A 25,265-nucleotide genomic window follows, 5' to 3' on the forward strand; every position below is an offset into this window, starting at 1 on the left:
AGAACTCTTGCTCCGAGGTAGCAAGAGTTCTTTCTATAACAAAAACTAAGAATCCAATTTATTTAGTGCATAGCGTTCAATAACTGATTTTATTTTTTCACCATACTGAGGATCAGTAGCATATCCAGACTTTTGTAGAGCATTTGCTGCATCTACATAATTAGTCGCTGTTCGAAATTCCTGATAATTTTTTGTTCTCCACGGAGTTGACGTGAAGAAATTACCATAATCCGTCACACTATCAGCTACTGATTTATAGGATCTAAAGCTGGCTTTTTCGGTTACAGAAGTACCATTTCGCACTTCTCGTGTTTCAACCTCAAAAGTTTCGCCTTGCCAGTTTTGTCCAACCTTTATCCCAAATAAATTATTGGCTTCTTTTGCTAGTTTCGAGGTTCCCCAAGCACTTTCTAAAATAGCTTGCGCTAAAATAATACTTGGTACAATACCTGTCTTCTTAGATACTGAAACAACAGCTGGTTTCAACGCTTCTACGAACGACTTCTGAACATCATTCATTTGAGCCGCAATAGCTTTGGTAGAAACCAGTCGGCTCGTTTCTTCATTAGAATATGCCTTTTGGAATGATTGTTCAGAGTTAATTACTTTCCCCCAACAGAACCATACCAATCCATAATTCCTTGCGTCAAAGCCTTAGCAAGTTTAACATGGTACTTCTCTTCCTTAATGACAGCCAGTTCAGATGGATTATCCATAAAACCAAGTTCTACTAAAATCGCTGGAATGGCCGTTTCTCTCAGTACTGCAAAGGTTTCTCTTCTGACACCTCGGTCAGTCGCACCTGTTTCCTTGATTAAGTTCGATTGAACTTTTACAGCTAAGATTTCGCTTTCAGCTAAGCGTGTTGGATCATTGTGTTTATCTTGATTGATTTTCGGCTGATACTCAGGATCATACTGATACCAGTAGGTCTCAATTCCTTTTACTGTCGATTGTACACCAATACCCGTCGCATTAAAGTGGATACTCACAAACAAGTCCGCATTGCTTTCGTTAGCCATACGAGAACGTTCGGTTCGGAAGTCAACATCTGTATCGCCTGTACGAGTCATCAATACATTTATACCACGTGCTAAAAGGTTATCACGTAATTTATTTGAAACAGACATAGCTAAATTCTTCTCATGGATTCCCCCATAAGAAGCACCCGAATCCCTACCACCATGACCTGGGTCAATATAAACTGTATAGGAACGTGTTGATGGAACATCTACTGTCGTAGAGCCGATTAAATCTCTAGTATTTGCATATCGATAATACACTTCTATGTGGTACGTACCTGTATCGTTTCTATGTAGTCCTTTGGCTACCTCTACATGGTATGTTCCATCACTTTTACGATTTGCACTGTAAGATTTCAAATCATCTTGATTATTCTTTTCTGACCAAACTGCTACCTCTACATCTTTGATAGGCTCCGCACCAACAACATTAGAAACAGATACAGAAAATGTTCCCTTTGTTGCATCAACTAATTCAGCTGAAATTGTCCCCTTAGCTGATGATTGTGGTAAATTAGTGGTCGTTTGAGCAACATAGGTCATACTGCCATCCGTACCGCGATAATACAAGTGAATATGGTACTTACCTGTGCCATACTTATGCTTACTCTTTGGAACAGTAACTTTAAAGCTTCCGTCTGATTGACGATCTGCAGTATGGTAAATGATATCATCTTGTCCATTGCTTTCCGTCCAAGTAGGAACCAAAACCTTACTCAAACCTCGTGGGGCTGATACATTAGTAACATGGACATCAAAGCTACCTGATTGGGCATTGACATTCGAAACTGAAACATTACCACTTGTCTTTAATTCTGGTAAAGTAGTGGTCGTTTGAGCAACATAGGTCATACTGCCATCCGTACCGCGATAATACAAGTGAATATGGTACTTACCTATGCCATACTTATGCTTGCTATTAGGAACCGTTACTTTGTAACTTCCGTCTGATTGACGATCTGCAGTATGGTAAATGATGTCATCTTGTCCATTGCTTTCCGTCCAAGTAGGAACCAAGACCTTGCTCAAACCTCGTGGGGCTGATACATTAGTAACATGGACATCAAAGCTACCTGATTGGGCATTGACATTCGAAACTGAAACATTACCACTTGTCTTTAATTCTGGTAAAATAGTGGTCGTTTGAGCAACATAGGTCATACTGCCATCCGTACCGCGATAATACAAGTGAATATGGTACTTACCTGTGCCATACTTATGCTTACTCTTTGGAACAGTAACTTTAAAGCTTCCGTCTGATTGACGATCTGCAGTATGGTAAATGATATCATCTTGTCCATTGCTTTCCGTCCAAGTAGGAACCAAAACCTTACTCAAACCTCGTGGGGCTGATACATTAGTAACATGAACATCAAAGCTACCTGATTGGGCATTGACATTCGAAACTGAAACATTACCACTTGTCTTTAATTCTGGTAAGGTAGTGGTCGTTTGAGCAACATAGGTCATACTGCCATCCGTACCGCGATAATACAAGTGAATATGGTACTTACCTGTGCCATACTTATGCTTACTATTAGGAACCGTTACTTTGTAACTTCCGTCTGATTGACGATCTGCAGTATGGTAAATGATGTCATCTTGTCCATTGCTTTCCGTCCAAGTGGGAACCAAGACTTTGCTCAATCCTCGTGGGGCTGATACATTAGTAACATGAACATCAAAGCTACCTGATTGGGCATTGACATTCGAAACTGAAACATTACCACTTGTCTTTAATTCTGGTAAGGTAGTGGTCGTTTGAGCAACATAGGTCATACTGCCATCCGTACCGCGATAATACAAGTGAATATAGTACTTACCTGTGCCATACTTATGCTTACTATTAGGAACCGTTACTTTGTAACTTCCGTCTGATTGACGATCTGCAGTATGGTAAATGATGTCATCTTGTCCATTGCTTTCCGTCCAAGTGGGAACCAAGATTTTGCTCAATCCTCGTGGGGCTGATACATTAGTAACATGGACATCAAAGCTACCTGATTGGGCATTGACATTCGAAACTGAAAGATTGCCTGAAAGACTCGTTGTCCTTGGCATCGAACGTAAACTGGTTCCAACCTGTGTCGATGAAGTTGATGAACTTGTTTCAGTTACACTAGAAATTACAGATTTAGTACTTGCTCTAGTGGACGGATTTGGAATACTAGCTTCAGTAGAAGACGCCGTAAGACTGGACGTACTGATTTCATCAGTAGAGCTTTCCGAAAGTTTGGACGTGCTAATATCAGTGGATAGAACAGAAACACTGGACGTGCTAGTGTCAGTGGATTGATCAGAAACACTGGATGTGCTAGTGCCAGCGGATAGGTCCGAAAGATTGGATGTGCTAGCATTATTAGAACTATCAGCTTCCTCTGAAATACTCCTTACCTCTTCCTCCACTTGTAAATCAATGGAAGATGACGAACTTACAACTGTAGAGCTAGTCGAGTTAAGCTGTGCTGAACCTGATTCGTTTTCCTCTGTTACATTCTCCAAAGTAGCCGAATAACTATTTTCTTGCTCGACCGATGGCTGTCCGCTAGAATTGGCTACAACTCCCGCAATAGCATTCTGAGGCGTTACATTTTCAGCATCAGCATGAACAACTTGACTACTTAAGACCAATGTGCAAAGTGAAAGGAATACAATTATCTTTTTCACTAATTCCTCCTTTTCTACGAAACTTCTCACCTCGAAAAGTTTCTTGAGTATTCTAGTATGCTCACAAATACATTTGCAAAGCATACTGTTCAATATTGGTATAGAAAACTACCACCCACCTTCTATAATTATACAATTTTAATTATAGCATATTTCTTTTTTGATGAAAAGTTATTATAGAAAATTTTGACCAGTAGAATGAAGAAAAATTAGCATTTCCCCTGCTTATAAAAAGCTTCCAGAGCTTCTTGCCAAGTTGGGATGACAAAGCCTGTGGCTTTTGCCTTATCCAAGCTCATGGTTGAGTTAAATGGACGTTTTGCTTTGGCTGGGAATTGGCTAGAATCCACTGGCAATACTTTGGTGTTAGTATCCTTGAGGATTTCTGTCGCAAAGTCAAACCAGGTTGTATCTTCTGCCGCATCGTTTGACAAATGATAATAGCCAAATTCTTGACCAGTTTCAACCAAGTGTACCATGAATTCCGCAAGGGTACGGGTCCAAGTTGGGCGACCGTGTTGGTCGTTAACAACTGTCAAGGTATCGCGGGTTTCCGCAAGATTTTGCATGGTGAAAACAAAGTTTTTACCGTAGTTACCAAAGACCCAAGCTGTACGAACGGTGTAGAATTTGTCAGCAAATTTCTCGACTACTTCTTCACCCAGACGCTTGGTACGACCGTATTCAGATTGAGGATCTGGTTGGTCATCTACTTGCCACTCTTGACCGACTGGCAAATCACCGTTGAAAACATAGTCTGTTGAGATATAAACAAGGGTTGCACCGTATTTGGCTGCTGCCTTGGCAACATTTTCAGAGCCTGTTACGTTAATCTTGTAGTTGAGTTCCTTGCCTTCATCCTCAGCCATATCAACAGCTGTATAGGCTGCACAGTGGTAAACAACACTTGGCTTGACCTCTGCAAAGAAGGCATCTACCTTTTCTGCATCTGTGATGTCCATTTCTGCTACGTCAGCAGCAACATACTCGACACCACGCTCATCCAAGAGGTAACGTAACTCAGTTCCCAACTGACCATTTGCACCTGTAATTAAAATCATATTTGCTCCTTATTTCAAGAAAGGCTTGGACCAAAGCCCCAGCCTTCAATTGTCTTATTTAATAACTTCTTGCGTTTTCGCGTAATTAGCTTCAACAGCTTCTTTTTCAGCCTTCCACCAGTCTTGGTTATCTGTATACCACTGGATAGTTTCTTCCAAACCTTGAGAGAAATCTGTAAATTGTGGTGTCCAGCCAAGTTCATCACGAAGTTTGCTTGCGTCAATAGCATAGCGCAAATCGTGTCCTGCACGGTCAGTCACGTGGTCGTAAGCATCTTTTGGTTGACCCATTTTTTCAAGAATCAATTCAAGAACTTCCTTATTGTTCTTCTCACCGTCAGCACCGATTAGGTAAGTTTCACCCATACGACCTTTTGTCAAAATTGCCCAAACACCAGTCGAGTGGTCGTTGGTATGGATCCAGTCACGAACATTCTTGCCTTCACCGTAAAGTTTTGGCTTAATACCTGCCAAGATATTGGTGATTTGGCGTGGGATAAATTTCTCGATGTGTTGGTAAGGACCGTAGTTGTTTGAACAGTTTGAAATCGTTGCTTTGACACCAAATGAACGTACCCATGCTTTGACAATCAAGTCGGATGCAGCCTTGGTTGATGAGTAAGGTGATGATGGGTTGTAGTTGGTTTCCGCAGTAAATTTCTCGCCTGGACCTTCGCCATGACCTGGCAAATCTTCACGCAAAGGAAGGTCACCGTATACTTCGTCAGTCGATACATGGTGGAAACGGATGTCGTATTTACGAGCTGCTTCAAGCAAAGTGTAAGTACCGATAAAGTTGGTATGGATAAATGGGCTTGGATCGTTAAGAGAGTTGTCGTTGTGGCTTTCTGCCGCATAGTGAACAATGGCGTCTGCCTTAGCTGCTAATTTATCAACCAATTCAGCATCTGCGATATCACCAACAACAAGCTCAACACGGTCACCAAGAATAGCTTCCAAGTTAGCCTTGTTTCCTGCATAAGTGAGTTTATCCAAAACAGTTACGTGAACGTCTGGATGATTGTTATACACATAGTGTACGAAGTTTGAACCGATGAAACCAGCTCCACCAGTTACGATGATATTTTTAAATTGAGACATTTTTTTCTCCGAATTTTTCTTATTTTGATAGTTTCCTTAGGTAGTGGGGACGCCAGCAAACCTTCGGTTTCATGGCTAAATTTTGAACCTAAGGTTTCAAAATTTCCCTGCAAGATTACGTAAAACGTAATCTCGGAACCTGTATTCACAAGTGAAGTACTTTTATATAAGAGATAGTTTTTCGCTAATCAAGGCAGTTTTTTGAGGGAATACTGACTGTATTCTGAAAAAAACTAACGATGAATAGCTGAAAAAATAGCCTTAGATGAACGTACTGAACTATGAATACAGGCTCCTATTTTCACTACGGCGGAAACTATCGCTATTGGCTAGCTTTGCTCGCCCTCTTGCATTATCAGACTACTTCAAGATTTCTTTCAAGTAAGCAATCTTAGCAAAGTCTTTTTGATTGTTATTTTCTGCTCGGTAGGAATCTTTTGAAGAGGCTTGGTAGATTTTTAGGTATTGTTCAAGCGTCGGTAGGAAATAGCGAACACCTGCTGTTTCTAGTTCTTCCAAATCTTCTAGCTCTACACCAGCAAATTCAGGCAGTGAGTGAAGTCCACCGAATTCAACAGATAAGCCATCTTTATGAAATTCATGTTCGTGACGGTCAACCAGGACATAGCCGAGTTGATTCATCATGGCTATCAGCTCATCTGCACGGTAAATCCGTTCGTCGTCTGGGGCGTCCCAGCCAAGCGGATCACTTGGAACATGGATATCCAAATCTCCTGCCTGCCAGTCCCTCCCTGTCCGCCTTTCCAAACCAACTGAGCCCATTAACAAGGGGGTAATTCCTAGCTTGTTTAGCTGCTCTGCTATTTCCAAAAAGGCTTGAAACATTAGAGGTCCTCTTTTCTCAAAGGCTTGACGTCTTTGAGAAGTGGGTGATTTTTATCTGCCTCTGAAACTTCCGCTTCCTCTAGGTTCTCCCACTGGATGTCGAGGCTAGGGTCAGCGTAGTTGACGAAGGCATACTTAGGCTTGAGTTCCAAAGCCCAGTAGTCGTTGACCAAGTAGCTGTAAGCCACGAAATCTGACAAAACTTGGAAACCATTGGCAACGCCACGTGGGACGAAGATACCTTTTGAAGCATCGATAACAGTTTGATAGGTATTACCGAAGGTTTCGCCTTCACGAAGATCGACCCAAGTTCCCAAAACCTTACCACCGTCTGCTACTGAAATGTATTTATCCCAAGGCTCTGCATGAAGACCACGAAGAACGTTTTTGCGAGAGAAGGAAACATTATTTTGCAATTTTCCTTCTGCAAAGAAGCTTTCAGGGAAGCCGAGCGGAAGCATTTTTTCCTTTTGGAAATTCTCCTTAAACCAGCCACGGTTGTCGCCATGAACAGGAATGTCGAATTCTAACATTCCTGGAATAGCTTCAACTGGGCGAGCTGCTAGTGTTTTACCGAAAAAGTTTTCTGTCATTAGGCTTCTCCAATCAAACGGAGCAAGTATTGTCCGTATTCATTTTTCTTAAGGGGTTGCGCCAATTCATGTACTTGTTCTTTTGTAATGTAGCCCATGCGGTAGGCAATTTCTTCCAAGTTCGCAACTTGAACATTTTGCAAGCGTTGAACCGTTTCGATGTACTGCGCAGCTTCCAAGAGGCTTTCATGCGTACCTGTATCCAACCAAGCAAATCCACGTCCCATGAGTTCCACAGACAAGTCGCCACGTTCAAGGTAGGCCTTGTTGACATCTGTAATTTCCAACTCACCACGAGGGGACGGTTTGATATTTTTGGCAATCTCCACAACATCGTTGTCATAGAAGTAGAGACCAGTAACCGCAAAGTTTGATTTTGGCACTTCTGGTTTTTCTTCGATGGAAATGGCATTCATGTCTACGTCAAATTCCACCACACCAAAACGCTCTGGATCTTTGACTTGGTAACCGAATACTGTCGCACCTTTTTCTTTGCTAGCAGCCCGTTGCAACATCTTGGTCAAGCCATTTCCATGGTAAATATTATCACCCAAAATCAAGGCTACATTGTCATCACCAATAAAGTCTTCACCGATGATAAAGGCTTGTGCCAAGCCGTCTGGACTCGGTTGTTCAGCGTAAGAAAGAGAGATCCCCAATTCTGAACCATCGCCTAACATATCCTTGAAACGAGGCAAATCCTGCGGAGTTGAGATAATCAAAATATCCTTAATCCCTGCCAACATGAGGGTTGACAAGGGATAATAGATCATTGGTTTATCGTAAATGGGCATCAACTGCTTGGATGCTGCACGAGTCAGAGGATAAAGGCGTGTACCTGAACCACCTGCTAGAATAATACCTTTCATATAAGAGTACCTTCCCTCATTTAATAATCAGTTCATTATACCATATTTTCAGAGATAAAGTCATAAGAAAAAAGCCTGAACATCAGACTTCCTCCTTTTATTCCTTAACCAAGTGCAACATCCAGAACCATCATAATGATAAACCCAGCCATGAGCCCAAGTGTTGCAATATCTGTATTGCCATTGGTCTGAGATTCTGGAATCAATTCTTCCACCACAACGAAAATCATAGCTCCTGCCGCAAAGGACAGGGCGTAAGGTAAAATCGGTGTCATATACGTCACCGCCACCGCACCAATCAGGGCTGCAATCGGCTCAACAATGGCGGACATGGAGCCCCAATAAAACGCCTTCCATCGTGACGCTCCATCCGTCCGAATAGGAATGGCCAAGGCTGCACCCTCAGGGATATTTTGCAAACCAATTCCAATCGCAAGTCCTAAAGCACCTACAAAAGCAGCTGGACTGTAATTAGAAGCCAAGGCACCAAAAGTCACTCCGACTGCCAAGCCTTCGGGAATATTGTGGATAGTAATAGCCAAAAATAGCAGAGCTGTCTTAGATAGGTTTTTCCTGTTCTTCTCGTCGCCACCTTCTGCCTGCTCTTTATCATGTCCCAAGTGCAAATGCGGTACCCAGGCATCCACCAAACGCAAGAAAATACCACCGACTGCAAAGCCGACTGCAGCTGGAATCCAAGCCAGACTGCCATAGGAAGCTTCAGCATATTCAATAGACGGAGCCAGCAAGGACCAAAATGAAGCTGCAATCATGACACCGGCAGCAAAACCAAGCATGGTATCCAGCAAGCGACGACTGACCGTCTTAAAGAAAAAGACAATGGCTGAACCCAGAATAGTACAAAACCATGTAAATAAACCACCCAGCAGCGCCTGTAGAACCACAGACTGTTCCGTAAACCAAGCCATTTCACATCTCCTTTTTAACTGCACATAGTATGATAATTAGGATACCCTAACTATCCTAAAAAATCAAGAGGAAGACAGAAAAAAGCCACAACTTTTGTGACTTTTACAAGTGTCTAAATGGATTGGTGGAAACGGTCGAAGGAAGAATGTCCACATCCCAGCCCTCTTCTGTTTTCCAAGTTTCCAGTAAATCTGCAATTTTTTTGATAAACAAGGCTTCGATATGATGACCTGGATCAATCGCCAGCAAGCCTTGTGTCAGCATATCCTGACCCGTATGGTAGTAAATATCGCCCGTGATGTAAACATCTGCCCCCTTGGCAAGAGCCTCATGGTAGTAGGAACCGCCACTTCCGCCACAAATCGCCACACGACTGACATACTGCTGGGCTTGATGCCCATAGGTCACCAGACGAACAGCATCTAGACCAAAGACCGACTTGACTTTCAAGGCTAATTCTTCCAAGGTCTGCTCTGCTATTGTCCCCACACGACCCAGCCCCTGCCCCTCAGCAGTTTCAATCAGATAGCTAGTATCCTGAATGTCCAGAAGCTCACAGAACCAGTCGTTGAGGCCGCCGTCTACCACATCTATATCTGTATGGCTAACATAGACCGCAATATCGTGCTTAACCAGATCCAGATAGATCTTGGTCTGAAGATTGTCCGCCACCAAATCCTTGATCGGACGGAAAATCGGAGCATGCTTGACGATAATCAAGTCCACCTGCTTGTCAATAGCCTCTGCCACCGTCGTTTCACGGATATCCAGAGCCACCATGACCCGACGAATGTCCTTCTTGAGCGTACCGATTTGCAGCCCTTTCACATCGCCCTCCATAGCCAAAGATGGCGGACAAAAAGCCTGATAACGCTCAATCACTTTACTTGCTAACATGAAGCACCTCCTGAATTTGTTGGATTTTTTGAGAAATGGCAGAGCGGTCAGCTTGGCGTTCAAGGGGTACTTGTTCCAAGGCATAGGTCAACTTGTCCAGTTCCTTGAGCCACTTCTTCTGGAAGGCTGCAGACTGCTCTTCCAGCAAATAAGGACCAAACCGCAACTGGTCAGCAGTTAAGTCTGACTTGCCTTTCTCCGCCACTAAGATTTCATAAATCTTGTCATTCTCTTCCAAGATTTCCTCTGCAATAATCTGAAAATCATGGGCGGCCAGCCAACGACGGACATCGTCTTCACGATTGTTGGGCTGCAAAACCAATCGCTCTACAGAAACCAGCTTGTCCTTACCAGCCTCAAGAATATCCGCAATCAGACGACCACCCATTCCCGCAATTGTCACGGTACTGATTTGATCAGCCTGCTCAACTGCTGCCAAACCATTTGCCAGGCGAACTGAAATCTTGTCTGACTGCCCTGCCTGCTCCACATTTTGAAGAGCTGACTGGTAGGGACCTTGAACCACTTCACCAGCGACCGCAAATTCAATTCTGCCCTGTTCCACCAAAAAAAGAGGGAGATAAGCATGGTCACTCCCTACATCTGCTAGTCGAGCCCCTTGGGGCACATAGTCTGAGACTGTTGCCAGTCTTTTTGATAATCTTGTTTCCATTTTAATCTTTCCACATCCACATGGCATCCAAAAAGTCACTTGAAACTGTCACATTTTTAGCTTGTTGGCCTTCTCTTTCTGCATTTTTAGCTTCTACCTGAGCGACACTTGTGATGCCTTCCCGACGCCAGTTGCGCAAAATAGCCTGGATGTATTTCCAATTGGTTTTATTGTTAAAAACAGCTTCTTTTAAGGCGGCCCGAACCAAGTCAACAGAAGTTTTATCATCTTCGATTGTCTTCTGTAAATCCTCAATTTCATAAGGTGACAAGAGGCGCCCCAACTCCCGTTCAAACTCACCGACCATGGTTTTCAAGTCATTTTCAGCCGAAAGGAATTGGACTGCTTCTTTAGGAGCTAGTAATTCATCTAACTTTTCTAAGGCCGGAAAGGCATCGAAAATCATTTCAATTTCACCAGCAATGCTGATGGTCTTAAAGTCCAGTAGGCCAGCTTCTTGCAAATTTTCAATAGACTGGTTGACCTGGGCAACAGTCCTGCCGATTGCCTGAGCAATCTCACTAGGAGCCAAGGCTTCTAGCGGTGATGTATTTTGATAAAAGAAAAATTGCCAGACCAAAAAATCATCTGCTGATGGAAAAAGCTCCTGATAATGAAATAAAATCGCTGCAGGAAGGACCAGTTGTCCCTGCCGAAATTGCTGTGAATAGTTCATATTTCCTCTTTAAAGACTAAAGACTTGCTGAAAGGGCTGACTGCTCAAAGGTTTTCCAATCATAAGGTGTTTCCTGATAGACAGCATAGTTGACCCAATTCGTAAAGAATTGGGCTGCTGGAAGGTTCCAGGACAAGGATGGTCTACTTGTAGGATCGTCTTCCTTGAAGTAATTTTCTGGGACATGGGGATTTTTTCCTGCCAAACAATCCCGCTGGTATTCTTTAGCTAATGTATCTCTGTCATATTCCAGATGCCCAAAACTATAGACTTCTCTCAAGTCCTTGCTAGCTAAAATTGACAATCCCACATCCTTGCCCTGTGACAAAATCAACAAGTCATCTAGATGGGCAATATCCTCTTCCTTGACCTCTGTGTAGCGTGAGTGTGGTGACCGAAATTCGTCGTCAAATCCACGCATGAGAGAACAAGTGGGATAGGTTACCTCTTGACAATAAACACCTGATAATTTTCTTGCCATGGAGTGTTTTGGCACGCCATAGCGAGCATATAAACCAGCCTGCGCCCCCCAACAAATATGTAGGGTTGAATAAACATGAGCCTTAGACCATTCGAAGACTTGAACTAGCTCTTGCCAATAATCTACTTCTTCAAATGCTAAATTCTCCACTGGTGCCCCTGTGACAATCAAACCATCAAAAAACTCATCCTTGACCTGTTCAAATGTCTTATAAAATTGCTCCAAGTGATCCGAATGAGTATTTTTTGACTCATGACTTGCCATGTATAGAAATTCAACTTCTAATTGCAAGGGAGTATTTGCTAAAAGACGGAGCAGCTGAGTCTCCGTCACAATTTTCTGTGGCATGAGATTGAGAATTAAAATCTTGATAGGGCGAATGTCCTGATGACTTGCACGGACGCTGTCCATGACAAAAATATTCTCTTCTCTCAAAATATCTACTGCTGGTAATGATTTTTCAATTTTAATCGGCATAAGCAACCTCCTGAGTTTCTTATATTTATTATAAGACAGGTTGTTATGCAATTCAATTAGAAGAAAATAAGTACCAGTTATAAGTTTTGGCTATAACAATCTTAATAATGCATCAAGACTTTATAGTCGTAATCACCGATTGCTTCGCGACCCTTGAGATCATCCAACTCGATCAAGAAGGCGCAACCTGCAACAATACCGCCAAGTTTTTCAATCATTTCGATGGTCGCTTTGACAGTACCACCAGTTGCCAACAAGTCGTCAACGATAAGAACACGTTGACCTGGCTTAATCGCATCCGCATGCATGGTCAAAGTATCCACACCATACTCTTTTTCATAGTCAGCTGAGATAACTTCGCGTGGTAGTTTGCCTGGCTTACGAACTGGGGCAAAACCAATACCCAATTCAAAAGCAACTGGGCATCCCACGATGAAACCACGCGCCTCTGGACCAACAATCATATCGATTTGCTTGTCAGTCGCGTACTGAACAATTTCACGTACGGCATAGCTATAAGCGTTGCCATCAGCCATCAAAGGACTGATGTCACGGAATTCGATACCTTCTTTTGGATAATCAGGAATGGTTGCGATGTAATCTTTTAAGTTCATTTTCATCTCTCTTTAAATTTTTAGTTTTACTCTTTATTATACCATGAAATTAGTTTTTGGTACATTTCAAATCTTATATCTTTGGCAAATCGCCTACCCAAGCTAGCTACAAGCGCAGCTCTGCTATGTCCCTTATGGGAAAAATAGCCTTGGGAATTGAAATAAGATTGTTCCCAAGCTGTCTGATTAAGCTTGCTTTTATGCTTAGAAATGCGAGTAGGAGAAAGATAGGTCCCAGCTTTAGACCTAATCATTTTCTTACGAAAAGGAGGGTCATGCGGACCGACTGGAGCCATGTCTAACTGGTAATGGCGCTGATTATTGGCTCTGGCATAATTGAAAGAGGCTCCATTGACAACACCGTTTTTAGAAGGTCTTTCTTCTAAAATCAAGGCAAATTGTCCATCTTGTACCAGGATGAATTCGCTATGAAATCCAATCAAGACCTTAAGATTGATGGGTAATATTTTTTTCTCATCCCTAGCAAAAAATTGCTTATTATGCAGACGGGCAGATTCTCTCAAACGATAGGACCAACGAGGCAGACTAGCCAGGTAGGCTGCCAAGGCCTGCCAATCTGATTTTCCTTGTCCATAGTGCTGACGAACCCAAGTCGCCTGCTGGTAGGAAATCAGATAGCGCAATTGATGGACTTGTTTGCTAAATTTACCCTCCTCTGCCAGCTCCTGACCAGGAAAGGCCTTGTCAATTAAGTCAGCAAACAAGCGCCAGAAAGGATGGTGGGGAGGGCAGTTACCGTCTATTTTCCCTAGCAAGTCAGACAGGTGGCTTTGGTGTAGTTCTTCTGGAGCTTCCAAGATCTCCATAACCTGCCCTACCAAACTCCGTGCTTGTTCTTTGGTCATAGACGAACTTTCAGCTTTTAACAACTTGTAAAAACTGGTTGAGGCAAAAATCGAAAGTTCATCCATGAATTTTTGGACAAATACTGGAATTTCTTCTTGTGGCAATTGCAGTAAATCTTTAAGAAATGCCTTGTAAATCGCCTTTTCTGACCACCCTCTGCTCCTCAATACTGTCAAGGCTTGCCGGACTGGTTCAACTCCTTCCAAGGCTTTCAAGGATTTTTTCCGGCCATTGATGTTTCTGATTAACATAAAGATACCTAATAAAAGCAGAAGACCAAGAAATACAAGTATCATCAAACTTGACCACATAGCCAGTCATAAATTTCCTGAACCGTGCCAAGTGCCATCAATTCTTGCTGGATAACTGTTTCTTTCAAGTCTTGGTAAATCTGACTTTCTGAAATTTCCCGCTTCTGCGCTTCCTTGTTGACCCGCATGACACCGTCCGTAATGGTCACAAATTCCAATTCTTGGAAAATTTGAATCATTTTCACTAACAGGGTGTCCTTGATTTTCAAGTAAGCAGCCAAATCTTTCAATTTATAGCGCACATCAAACTCATCAAACTGATAAATGGTCTTGTACAATTTGGCAAATTGGTCCCGGCTGCCGTAGCCATCCAGATAGTAAGGTTTGGCAATTTCGTTTTTAAAGTAAATTGCCTCAAATTCATTTTCTTGGAAATAGCTGCGCAGACTGCTGATATCTTCAGGCAAACTAGCTAGAACAATGGCTTTTTCATCCGTCGCTGGATTGGCCACATCCAAAACAGGAATGCCAACTGGCAGCTGGTGTTGTTTACCGCGAATATTATAGAGTTGGACACCATTGACCCTAGCATCTACCAACATGAGCTGGAGACTTGTATTGCCATTCCACTTGTTAACAGAAAGAGTTACGGCTAACTCTAGGTCTTTGACTTGTGAAAATTCTAGGGCTAGATTGCCCTTGCCAAAAGCCACCACATCAAAACCAGCCGCCCCTTTGGTAATACGAAGTTTGAGGTGGGCATTATTCTGCCCCATGGTCCGCGCAGATTCCACTTGGAAATCCTTGACATAGAAAATCGGCTTTTTATTGTCCATGCCGTAGGGTGCTAATTTTTCAAAGGACTTTAGCGTATCAAGAGTTAATTCTTCCAAGTCCAATTCTTCATCTAAGACAAGGGAAGATTTGCTAGACAAGTCCAGCTTGTTCTCAATGATGTAGGCTGTCAGTGTATCGGCCAACTGGTCCAATTTTTCCACTTCCAGGGTCATTCCAGCCGCACCAGCATGGCCACCAAAGGCGATAAAGAGGTCTTGGTGATCTTTGAGGGCCTGGAAAATATCCACAGCCTCAACCGAGCGGGCAGAGCCCTTGGCCTTACCATCTTCTATGGACAAGACAATGACGGGCTGGTGTAGTTCTTCAAGCAAACGACCTGCAACAATTCCTAGAACACCTGGGTTCCAGCCCTCTTTAGCTAGAACCTGCACAGGTCTATCAGAACGAAGCATGGACTTGGCCTCATCATAGATGGCTTGAACGATATCCTTGCGCTCGACGTTCTTACTATCAATCATGAGAGCAATCTCATGGGCTTCTTCATAGTCAAAACCAGTCAATAATTCGATGGCTGGATTTGGATCATCCAGACGTCCCAGAGCATTCAATCTCGGAGCAAGTTGGAAACCAATAGTTTCTTCGTCAATACTGTCAACATCAATTCCTGCAATTTTGAATAATTCCTGAAGACCTGCTCGCTCAGTTTGTTTAAGAAGAGAAAGACCGTACTTGACCATAACACGATTTTCACCTGTTAGGCTAACCATATCAGCGATAGTACCAATGGCAACCAAGTCTAGCAAGTCTGCATGAACCGTTTCAAGAAGAGCACAGGCCAGTTTAAAGGCCACACCACAACCAGCTAGGTGTTTGAAGGGATAGTTACCCTCTGGATGTTCTGGGTGAACAATGGCATAGGCGTTGGGAAGAGTTTCCTGCATGGAATGGTGGTCAGTCACGACAACATCGACACCCATTTCCTGAGCATAGGCAATGGCTTCATGACCCGCAACGCCATTATCCACCGTCACAATCAGAGAAATGCCCTGTTGCTCGATAAAATACTTATAAACCGACTGGTTGGGACCATAGCCATCTGTAAAACGGTTTGGAAGATAGACCTGGACTTCTGCTCCCATTTCCTCCAAGGTTTCCTTGAGGATTGATGCCGATGTCATCCCGTCCGCATCATAATCCCCATAAATCAAGATTTGTTCATAATCTTCAATGGCACGACGGATTCGCTCTACCGCCTTGTCCATATCGTGAAGTAGGTAAGGGTCGTGGAGATCTTCGAGGCTTGGTTGTAAAAAAGCTTGCAAAGCTTCCGCCGACTGAATACCACGTTCGTAGAGTAACTTTGCAGCTACAGGGTCCAATCCTTCTTTTTTAGCGACTTTGATAAATTGTTCATCAGAAAAACCGGTCAATAATTGCCAGTCATAATTGGGTTTTATCACGTTTTTCACTCCTTTAAGCTATCCTACTATTATACCATTTTCAAAGAAAAATGGAGCAAGGTAAACTCAAATCAAACAGTTGAGTCCTTGCTCCATAAAAGATTTAATACGATGATATGTCAAATGAAGTAGCGTTCAGACACGGAACAGATACTCAAAGCAAAGCAACAGTCGAAAATAAGTCAAGCTAATCAATCCACTTTCGTAGAGTAGGAAAAACAGAAAATAACGATATATCAAAGCTCACTCAAATAACTAAAGTAATGGGGAAATGATATTCATCAGTGCACCAGCTAGTCGCTTATACCAAGGATAGGTATTTTCAAAACCGACTAGGGTAATCCGATCGGACTGGGCAAAGGAGTCTTCGAAATCCTTTAAAATATCTGCCAGGACTTGCTTGTGATTGTAAACATACAAGCCACACTCAAAGTTGAGATAGAAAGAACGGAAATCCATATTGACCGTTCCAACAGTCGCCTTCTTATCATCTACCAAAACGACTTTTGAATGGACAAAGCCCGGTGTGTATTCATAAATCTCAATGCCAGCTTCTAAATAAGTTCTAAAATCCATCCGAGCGGCCAGATAGGCCGATTGCTTGTCATAGATATGCGGTAAGAGTAATTTAACCCGTACACCACGTTTGGCAGCATAGGTCAGGTTATCAATCATCTCATCATCCAAGACCAGATATGGAGTCATGATGTAGATATAATCCGTTGCGGATTGGATCATGTCCAGATAGACCCGTTTGGCAACTTCGTCATTATCGAAGGGATTTTCACCGTAGGCCAGAAAATAGCCTTGACCTGTCACTTCTTCCACTTCCGCCTCACGCGCCGCTTTCAAGTATTTCAAATCATCCGTTGGCTTTTTCTCATTGTGGTTCCACATCTGCAAAAACATGAGAGTAAAGTTGGAAACGGCCTCGCCCTTGACCATGATTGCCGCATCTTTCCAGTGACCAAAACGTTCTATCTTGTTAATGTATTCATCTGCAATGTTGACGCCGCCTGTAAATGCCACCTTGCCATCGATGACTGCAATTTTACGGTGGTCACGATTGTTCTGAACGGTAGAAAGGGCGGGAATAATCTGAGAAAAGACCCTGGTCTGTATGCCAAAACTCCTCAATTTTTTATAGTAAAAATAGGGGAGATTGCTGAGCGAATTCATTCCGTCATACATAAATCGGACTTCTACACCTTGAGCCGCCTTTTCCTTGAGAATGTCCAAGATAGACTCCCACATAAAGCCTTCATCAACAATGAAGTACTCCATAAAGATGTACTGCTCTGCTTTTTTCAACTCTTCAAGTAAAGCTTCAAACTTGGCCTCACCTGACGAAAAATAAACCGCATCTGAATTGGTATGAAGAGGATAACCAACATACTCGCTCATGTAATGGGCCAGTTTCAGCTGCTCCCTATCCTCTTTGGCCAAGCCATTCATTACCTTGTCAGAGGTCTTTCCAAACTGGCGCATGATTTCCGCCTGTCGCTGAAAAGTTTTGCGATAGCGACGGGTTTCAATATTGGATTGAAGAATATAGTAAAAGAGGGCTCCAAAAACTGGAAATCCGATGACAAAAACAATCCAGGTCAACTTGAAACTGGCGTTCATTGGGCGATTGATAATGGAAATGGCTACGATAATAGAAAAAACTTGTAATGCCGTCAAGATAGCTGGGACATAAACTGCTAGTGAGCCAACCACCCAAACTATCGCAAAGACTGTCAATAATAAAAGGGCAAGAACTATAAAAACCCGACTATAAATAATTTTCCACAATTTTTTCATACTACACTCTCACGATGTTTTTTCCCATTATACCAGATTATAGTCAAATATCATACTAATTATCGCAGTAGATTTCTCGCAGTTCTTACTTGAAAACAGCACCCCTATCTCCTACATCATAAAACACCGACATAGACCGGTGTTTTACTTATATATATTATCTGTCAAAATTTCTACGGTTTACCGTAACGTAAACCCATAGCATTGATAGCGACAATAACCGTTGATAGACTCATGAGCACGGCCGCCAATAAAGGATCCACCATAATACCCATGCTTGGATAAAGGATTCCAGCAGCTAAAGGAATGGCGATGATGTTGTAACCTGCCCCAAACCAGAGATTTTGCCTCATTTTGCGGATGGTTGTCTTGGCAATGCTCAACATATCCAAGACCGCTGATGGATTGGATTGAACCAAGACTACATCTGCAGAGTGGATGGCAACAGAAGTTCCTGCGCCAATGGCAAAGCCTAAATCTGCCGTCGCTAGAGCAGGCGAATCATTGACCCCATCGCCGATGAAAAGAACTGCCCCACGCGCCTGATAGTCCTTGACCAGCTTCGCCTTATCCTCTGGTTTAAGTTCAGCTCGGTAATCTTCTATGCCCAACTGACTGGCCACTTTTTGCGCAGTAGCTGGGTTGTCTCCCGTCAACATCACAGGACTAATGCCCTGCGCTTTCAAGCCTTCTACAAAATCTTTAGCATCTTCTTTTATCTGGTCTCCCAAGGCTACAAATCCCAAGACTACACGATCAGCCACCAAAAAACTCAAAGTAAGTCCCAAATCAAGATAAGGTGCAATCACGTCCTGATCCACTGACAAACCTATTTCCTGCAGACCTTTGTAGGACATAATTTCATAAATCCTTCCATCCAAGACGCCTCGAATCCCACTACCAGGGATATTCTCAACCCGTTCTGCTTGATAGAAAAGTGGACCTGCCGCCTCCACAATCGAAAGGGCAATTGGGTGGGTTGAAAGAACTTCTAACGCTGCCATTTTGGCCAGCGTATCTGCTCCCTGAACCAAATCTTGACTGTGGCGAACTTGAAATTTTCCGTCGGTCAAGGTTCCGGTCTTATCCATCAAGGCAAACCGAATCTGGTTAACCTGTTCAAGAGCTGTTCGGTTCTGAACCAAAAGACCATTTTTTGAAGAAATCGTGGTCAATCGCGCCACAACAAGGGGAATGGCTAGACCAAGGGCATGCGGACAGGCAATGACAAAAACAGAAACTGCCATCATCAAGGCAAAGGCAAGATTAGCCGTCATGGTCCAATAAATAAAGGCCAAAATCCCCACAATTAAAGCTGCATAGAAGAGCCAAGAGGCTACGCGGTCAGCCATATTTTCAAGCTTGGATTTCTGGTTTTGCGCTTGACGGACCATTTCGGTCACCTCCGCCAAAAAGCTGTCCTTACCAAGACTGGTCACTTCCATTTCAAAGGGCGTGTTTTGATTGAGCGAACCACCGAATACCCTATCCCCCGCCTCTTTTTTGACAGCTCGAGATTCCCCAGTAATCATGGATTCATCAATATGAGCAACACTCAAAATCTTACCGTCAGCCGGAATTTTTTCATTTTCCTTGACTAAGAGGAAATCCCCAATCTGCAAGTCCTCTACCGCAACATCTGTCCCATCCTTGAGATGGGCTTTTTTCGGAATGAGAGAGGCCAAGTCTTTCAGGGCATCGCCTGCTCCCATAACCGCCTTCATCTCAATGATATGCCCAATCAGCATAATGACAATCAGCGTAGACAACTCAAACCAAAAGTTCATGCTTTCTTGTCCCAATAGCGCTAAAATTGTTGCATAAACGGAGTAAAGATAGGAAACAATAATCCCCATGGAAATCAGGGTCATCATTGCAGGTTTTTTAGCTTGCAACTCCCCTCTAGCTCCGTTAAAGAAAGGTGTTCCTGAGTAGAAGAAGATAATAGAACCTAATATCAGCTGGACAAGTTCAACACCCGGAAAACGTAAAAGAGTGAAACCTGCAATTGGAGAAATGGCAAGTAGGGGAATCATGACTGCCACTGCGACTTTGAGTTTTGTATTCATATCCCCCATGTGCATCATGTGCCCACCATGATCCATCATGTCATGGTCATGCCCTTGGTGATGCTGATGAGCATCATGAGAATCATGAGTATGATGAGAATGATGAGAATGATGAGAATGATGAGAATGATGGCTGGTCTGACCAACTTCCTCAGAATACATCATATGTTGGTGTTCCTGCTTATTTTCTTTTGAATGGTTCATAAGATAACTCCTATTTCTGTCTACATTTGTAATCGATCTATAATTATAGTTTACACTTTTAGTCAAAAAATGTCAACCGATTAGATCAAAAAAACCTAGAATGGCATTAATCCATCTAGGTCATATTATGTGTTCACTTTTCTTTATTTCAAATTAAAAACAGTACTTGCCAAATAATCAGCCAACCTCGGAAAAAGAGTATAGAGCTTATGAGCTACCGCCAAGGTCCAAGGCAGATTGATGTCTCGTTTTTTTGTCCCCATAGCTGAAACAATCTTCTTGGCAACATAATCTGGCTGGAGTAAAAAAGCCTTGACACTTTCTTGATAATTACCATCTGGATCTGCTTGGTCGAAAAAGCTGGTTGCGATTGGACCTGGGTTAACAGTTGTAACTGTCACACCATACTGGGCTAATTCCAAGCGAATGGTATTGGAAAAACCCATAGCTGCAAACTTGGTTGCCGAATAAACGGATGATTTGGCCGTTGCTACTAGACCAGACATGGAGACGATATTGATGATCTGACCAGACTTTCTAGCCTTCATCCGCTTGCCAACCAGCCGACATAGAGTCATGAGGGCAAAGGTATTGATGTCAAACATAGCTTGGACCTGCTGGCTAGAGAAATTCTCAAAATCATCGTAAATCGCATAGCCAGCATTATTAACCAGAATATCAATCTGCCCATACTGGCTATCTAGCTCCTCAAAGAAAGCCGTCAGAGTCGCCTCGTCACGAATATCCACATCAAACACAGCCTTTTTCTCATGATAGGCGTAGAGTTGTTCGATTTTGTCCACGTCGCGACCCAGCAGAATCAGAAAATCATCTGCCAAGAGGGGAACCATTTCCTGCACCAAACCACCTGATGCGCCTGTTATCAAAATGGTTCTCATAGTTCAATTTCCTCCAAGTCCTTGACCACATGAACTTCTTCAAAAATGGTCTTAGCATCGCGTCGTAGCTGACTAATATCCTTGGCCAAGAAACGCGGACTGATATGATTGAGCAAAAGTCGCTTGGCTCCCGCCTCACGCGCCACTTCTGCCGCCTCCATATTGGTTGAATGTCCATGCCGACGCGCCATCTTTTCATCGCCCTTACCATAGGTCGCCTCATGGACCAAGACATCCGCATTGACCGCAAGTCGCACACTGGTATGGCATTTGCGTGTGTCTCCCAAGATTGTCACAACCTTACCCGGACGTGGTGGCGATAGATAATCACTGGCAATGATTTCACGACCGTCCTCTAGGGTAATATTCTCGCCATTTTTGATTTTTCCAAAGAGGGGACCAAAGGGTACACCGGCCGCACGGAGAGCATCCGCATCCAGCGTTCCCTCCAAATCTTTTTGCATGACGCGGTAGCCGACACATGGCACCGTGTGATCCAGCTTGTCTGCGAATACCGTAAATTTGTCCGTCTCAAGAACCTTGCCAACTGTCTCTACGTCAAACTCATGAAAATGAATGCGGTAAGGCAAGCGGGAACCTGACACTTTCAGACTGGCCAAGACAAAGGAACGAATGCCCGTCGGACCATAAATTTCAATATCCGTCTGCTCCTCGCTTGACTGGAAAGAACGGCTAGACAGGAAACCAGGTAGACCAAAAATATGGTCTCCGTGCAGGTGAGTGATAAAGATTTTTGCGACCTTTCGTGGTCGAATAGTCGTTTCCAAAATTTGATTTTGAGTTCCTTCGCCACAATCAAAAAGCCAAACTTGATTGATTTCATCCAAGAGTTTCAAGGCCAAACTGGATACATTTCGAGCCTTGGAGGGCTGTCCAGCCCCCGTACCTAAAAATTGAATTTGCATTGTTTACTTTCTAATGTTTTATATATAAAATTGCAGAGCGACCCGACCAGGCAAAAAATGACTGACCAGAAAAACCTTCCGCTGCTTCCAGCACTTCTTCCTGATTAAAGCCTGAAATCTTGACCAAACCTTCTGTCGTCTCCACTTTGGTCAAGAGGTAGTCTGTTTCAACTTCCTCTAACTCGGCGTCCTCAAAGGGATTGACTTTCATAAAAATCTTGCCCTCCTCCACAAAGACGACATAGTGGGGAAAGACTTGGGCGATTTCAAAGAGTAGGCTATCTGTCACTTCCTCTTCCTGCTCCGAAAAAACCTGGGCCAGACCGTCAGCCGACACATAGGCAAATCCGAAAGACTTGCCTGATAAGTTGAGGCGGACAAAGGGTTTGCTTTCAGCAAAGCTGGGTTCTTTTGGAAAAAGGCTCAGCTGCTGAGATAGAGTGAGATAGTAGTTCGTCGCCTCTTCTGCTCCTTGTTTCTGGTAGATTTCCGCAAAATAAGCATTGATAACCGAAGGTGGTGGCGTGATAAAGTCTAGTTTTTGTTGGTCGGTCAAATAGGCTAATTTCTTAGCCAGATAAACCTTGTCCAGGCTGGTAAAGCCACCGTATTTGATTGCCAAATCAAGATAATCTGTCATAAAATTCTTCCAACTTCCATTTATTGCTGGAAGCGATATAGCCTGATACCACTTCCACATCCTCTTCGTAGGTCCGATTTTCAATCAGAGCCAGAGTAGCTAAATCATGCAATTTATAAGATTCAGCAAGTGGAACCCTGACCTCAAATCGTTCAAACATGGTCTTAATCTTGGCCAAAACCATCATCTGAATATGACCTTTGGCATTTTCATCCTTAGCGGACAACATGACATGAGGAAACTGACTGGGGGTAAAGCTGTCATCGGTCTTGTCCAACTTGTTGTAAAGGGCCAGGCGAGGAATGTCCAGCATATCCAGGTCTTTCAAAATGTCCAAGACCACCTGCTCCTGCTCGCTGTGATTGGGGTCAGAGGCATCGATGACATGGAGCAAGAGGTCCACGTTCATGGACTCCTCCAAGGTGGATTTGAAGGCAGAAATCAACTCAGTCGGTAGGTCCTGAATGAAACCAACCGTATCAGTCAAAGTCACGTTGAACTTGTCGGCCAGCTTAATCTGCTTGGTCGTGGCATCAAGTGTCGCAAAGAGTTCGTCTGCCTCATACTGTCGCTTATCCGTCATGGCATTCATGATAGTGGACTTACCTGCATTGGTATAGCCAATCAAGCCGATTTTGAACACGCCTGATTGCAAACGGCGTTCGCGGACAGTCGCCCGATTTTTCTCCACTGTTTTGAGTTGGCGTTCGATGTCATGAATTTGATTGCGGATACTCCGACGGTTGAGCTCCAACTGGCTTTCACCTGGTCCACGAGAGCCGATACCACCTGCCTGACGGCTGAGCATGATACCCTGACCGACCAAGCGTGGCAACATGTACTTGAGCTGGGCTAGGTGGACCTGTAACTTGCCCTCGTGGCTTCGTGCTCGCATGGCAAAAATATCCAAAATCAGCTGCATACGGTCAATGACCTTGACACCTAAAATCTCTTCCAGATTGACATTCTGACGGGGTGTCAGTCGGTTATTGACAATGACGGTATCAATCTCATCAGCTTCAACCATCTGGGTAATCTCGGCCAGCTTACCAGAACCGACAAAGGTCTTGCTGTCGTATTTTTCTCGTTTTTGAGTGTAGACTCCCTTGACCAGAGCACCAGCTGTCTTAGCAAGACTTGCCAACTCCTCCATGGACATGTCAAAATTATCTGTCTGCTGTAATTCCACTCCGACCAGGAGGGCACGTTCTTGTTCTTTCTGTGTTTCAATCATTTAAAAATTCCTCCACGGCGGTGAAAATCTGCGACTTGTAGTCTGGCTCGCCTACTGAATAAAAGGGTACCTGCATCCGATTTCTGAACCAAGTCAATTGGCGTTTGGCAAAGCGGCGGCTATTTTGCTTGACCTTATCAACTGCTTCTTCTAGGCTGATTTGACCTGCTAAGTATGGGAAAAATTCCTTGTAACCAATTCCCATAGCAGCTTGGGCTTGGGGATGTTCTTGATAGAGCCAGCTGACTTCTTCTAGCAAGCCCGCCGCCTTCATCTTATCCACTCGCTGATTGATACGGTCGTAAAGAACCTGTCTGTCATCCGTCAGGCAGATATAAAGAGGTTCATATTCTGACTCTGTATTTTCTAAGTTTTTGCCAAATTTTTTCAACTCTAACCCACGAATGATTCTCCGTCGGCTGTTGCCCTCGACCATCAAACCTGCTTGCTCTGCCATTGTTTCCAAAACCTCGTCAGACAAGCAGTCGAGTTCCGCTCGATAAGCCAGAACTTGCTCTTGGTCAACTTGACCGCCCAGATGGTAGCCTTCCAGTAGACTCTGGATATATAGGCCTGTTCCACCCACGATAATAGGCAACTTGCCACGACTAGTAATGTCTGCAATTAAAGCCTTGGCTTCTGCTACAAATTCATAAGCCGAATAGCCCTCGGTCACATCTCGGACATCAATCAAGTGATGCACCGCAGCAGCCTGCTCTTCTGGGCTAGCCTTTGCCGTACCAATATCCAGTTTGCGATAGACTTGTTGGCTATCACCGCTGATAATTTCTCCCTTGTAGCGCTGGGCCAATTCAATTCCTAAAGCAGTTTTTCCTACCGCAGTTGGTCCAATGACCACAATAACTTTAGTTTTCATCTTTTTCCTTGAAAATATTTTGTTTTTTCGCTAAAATCTATTATAACACAAGTAAAGGAGAAATAACTATGGCTAAAGGTTTTGGTAAAGGTTTCTTAACAGGTGTTCTTTCTACAGTTGCTCTTGCAGCAGGTGCAGTCTTCACCGTTCACAAAACAATCATTGAACCAGAAGAAAAGAAAGAAGCCTTCATTGAAGAAAATCGTAAAAAAGCTGCGCGCCGTCGTGTGGCACACTAAAAAGCTGGTAACTATGTACTGACCCCCAAAAGTTGGACAAATAATTATTGAAAGGATTTAGTTCTGTATTGGACAGGACTAAGTCCTTTTA

Annotated in this window: 23 protein-coding genes; 1 reads left to right on the forward strand and 22 read right to left on the reverse strand. The window is 43.4% G+C overall.

All coding sequences use genetic code 11. The features are described from left to right. Positions 1-45 precede the first annotated feature (45 nt). From ACEE44_RS04865 to miaA, 22 genes are all read right to left on the reverse strand, one after another. The gene (locus ACEE44_RS04865) at positions 46-519 is read right to left on the reverse strand and encodes a glycoside hydrolase family 73 protein (RefSeq protein ID WP_449171450.1); all 474 of its coding nucleotides are present in this window, start codon (positions 517-519) and stop codon (positions 46-48) included. 83 nt (positions 520-602) lie between these two features. Then, positions 603-3,689, reverse strand: a complete 3,087-nt coding sequence (locus ACEE44_RS04870) for a GBS Bsp-like repeat-containing protein (RefSeq protein ID WP_449171451.1) — start codon at positions 3,687-3,689, stop codon at positions 603-605. A 209-nt stretch (positions 3,690-3,898) separates the two neighbouring features. Then, positions 3,899-4,750: a dTDP-4-dehydrorhamnose reductase gene (rfbD, locus tag ACEE44_RS04875; RefSeq protein WP_449171452.1), complete on the reverse strand. Its 852-nt coding sequence runs from the start codon at positions 4,748-4,750 to the stop codon at positions 3,899-3,901. A 54-nt stretch (positions 4,751-4,804) separates the two neighbouring features. Beyond that, positions 4,805-5,851: a dTDP-glucose 4,6-dehydratase gene (gene rfbB, locus ACEE44_RS04880; RefSeq protein ID WP_002937117.1), complete on the reverse strand. Its 1,047-nt coding sequence runs from the start codon at positions 5,849-5,851 to the stop codon at positions 4,805-4,807. Between the two features lie 360 nt (positions 5,852-6,211). Then, positions 6,212-6,697, reverse strand: coding sequence for a phosphoribosylanthranilate isomerase (locus ACEE44_RS04885; RefSeq protein WP_449171453.1), 486 nt, complete (start codon positions 6,695-6,697; stop codon positions 6,212-6,214). Then, entirely contained in the window at positions 6,697-7,290 is a 594-nt protein-coding gene (locus ACEE44_RS04890) for a dTDP-4-dehydrorhamnose 3,5-epimerase family protein (RefSeq protein WP_002937119.1), read from the reverse strand. The genes ACEE44_RS04885 and ACEE44_RS04890 overlap by 1 nt, the downstream gene beginning before the upstream one ends. Further along, entirely contained in the window at positions 7,290-8,159 is an 870-nt protein-coding gene (rfbA, locus tag ACEE44_RS04895) for a glucose-1-phosphate thymidylyltransferase RfbA (protein WP_449171454.1), read from the reverse strand. Before rfbA ends, ACEE44_RS04890 begins: the two co-directional genes overlap by 1 nt. 104 nt (positions 8,160-8,263) lie before the next feature. Further along, positions 8,264-9,088, reverse strand: coding sequence for a ZIP family metal transporter (locus tag ACEE44_RS04900; RefSeq protein ID WP_105113958.1), 825 nt, complete (start codon positions 9,086-9,088; stop codon positions 8,264-8,266). Between the two features lie 103 nt (positions 9,089-9,191). Next, positions 9,192-9,986 carry a Nif3-like dinuclear metal center hexameric protein gene (locus ACEE44_RS04905; protein WP_449171455.1) on the reverse strand — a complete coding sequence of 265 codons (795 nt, stop codon included), beginning with the start codon at positions 9,984-9,986 and terminating at the stop codon, positions 9,192-9,194. Next, positions 9,973-10,659 (reverse strand): tRNA (adenine(22)-N(1))-methyltransferase, encoded by a 687-nt coding sequence (locus ACEE44_RS04910; protein ID WP_449171456.1) that lies wholly within the window; start codon positions 10,657-10,659, stop codon positions 9,973-9,975. Before ACEE44_RS04910 ends, ACEE44_RS04905 begins: the two co-directional genes overlap by 14 nt. 1 nt (position 10,660) lies before the next feature. Then, positions 10,661-11,335 (reverse strand): DnaD domain-containing protein, encoded by a 675-nt coding sequence (locus ACEE44_RS04915; RefSeq protein ID WP_449171457.1) that lies wholly within the window; start codon positions 11,333-11,335, stop codon positions 10,661-10,663. Between the two features lie 16 nt (positions 11,336-11,351). Next, the gene (gene metA / locus ACEE44_RS04920) at positions 11,352-12,293 is read right to left on the reverse strand and encodes a homoserine O-acetyltransferase MetA (protein ID WP_248049544.1); all 942 of its coding nucleotides are present in this window, start codon (positions 12,291-12,293) and stop codon (positions 11,352-11,354) included. Positions 12,294-12,394: 101 nt separating this feature from the next. Then, positions 12,395-12,907, reverse strand: coding sequence for an adenine phosphoribosyltransferase (locus ACEE44_RS04925; protein ID WP_222328175.1), 513 nt, complete (start codon positions 12,905-12,907; stop codon positions 12,395-12,397). A gap of 26 nt (positions 12,908-12,933) precedes the next feature. After that, positions 12,934-14,025 (reverse strand): DUF3114 domain-containing protein, encoded by a 1,092-nt coding sequence (locus ACEE44_RS04930; protein ID WP_449171458.1) that lies wholly within the window; start codon positions 14,023-14,025, stop codon positions 12,934-12,936. A 44-nt stretch (positions 14,026-14,069) separates the two neighbouring features. After that, complete coding sequence (gene recJ / locus ACEE44_RS04935) at positions 14,070-16,283, reverse strand: single-stranded-DNA-specific exonuclease RecJ (RefSeq protein WP_449171459.1); 2,214 nt, start codon at positions 16,281-16,283, stop codon at positions 14,070-14,072. Between the two features lie 255 nt (positions 16,284-16,538). Beyond that, entirely contained in the window at positions 16,539-18,086 is a 1,548-nt protein-coding gene (cls, locus tag ACEE44_RS04940; protein ID WP_449171460.1) for a cardiolipin synthase, read from the reverse strand. A 173-nt stretch (positions 18,087-18,259) separates the two neighbouring features. Further along, complete coding sequence (locus tag ACEE44_RS04945) at positions 18,260-20,359, reverse strand: copper-translocating P-type ATPase (RefSeq protein WP_449171461.1); 2,100 nt, start codon at positions 20,357-20,359, stop codon at positions 18,260-18,262. A 143-nt stretch (positions 20,360-20,502) separates the two neighbouring features. Next, a complete protein-coding gene (locus tag ACEE44_RS04950) occupies positions 20,503-21,258 on the reverse strand; it encodes an SDR family NAD(P)-dependent oxidoreductase (RefSeq protein ID WP_449171462.1) in 756 nt (251 codons plus the stop codon). Then, positions 21,255-22,184, reverse strand: a complete 930-nt coding sequence (rnz, locus tag ACEE44_RS04955) for a ribonuclease Z (RefSeq protein ID WP_449171463.1) — start codon at positions 22,182-22,184, stop codon at positions 21,255-21,257. Before rnz ends, ACEE44_RS04950 begins: the two co-directional genes overlap by 4 nt. 10 nt (positions 22,185-22,194) lie before the next feature. Next, on the reverse strand, positions 22,195-22,824 hold the full coding sequence (locus tag ACEE44_RS04960) for a cystathionine beta-lyase (RefSeq protein ID WP_105096951.1): 630 nt from the start codon (positions 22,822-22,824) through the stop codon (positions 22,195-22,197). Continuing rightward, positions 22,808-24,058 (reverse strand): GTPase HflX, encoded by a 1,251-nt coding sequence (gene hflX / locus ACEE44_RS04965; RefSeq protein WP_449171464.1) that lies wholly within the window; start codon positions 24,056-24,058, stop codon positions 22,808-22,810. The genes ACEE44_RS04960 and hflX overlap by 17 nt, the downstream gene beginning before the upstream one ends. Then, complete coding sequence (gene miaA / locus ACEE44_RS04970) at positions 24,051-24,935, reverse strand: tRNA (adenosine(37)-N6)-dimethylallyltransferase MiaA (protein WP_449171465.1); 885 nt, start codon at positions 24,933-24,935, stop codon at positions 24,051-24,053. Before miaA ends, hflX begins: the two co-directional genes overlap by 8 nt. Before the next feature lie 68 nt (positions 24,936-25,003). Here miaA and ACEE44_RS04975 point away from each other — a divergent pair, with 68 nt between their 5' ends. Continuing rightward, positions 25,004-25,174, forward strand: a complete 171-nt coding sequence (locus tag ACEE44_RS04975; RefSeq protein ID WP_002941416.1) for a DUF3042 family protein — start codon at positions 25,004-25,006, stop codon at positions 25,172-25,174. The last annotated feature ends 91 nt before the right edge of the window (positions 25,175-25,265 follow it).

Source organism: Streptococcus sp. 32226D021BW, from assembly GCF_053545015.1.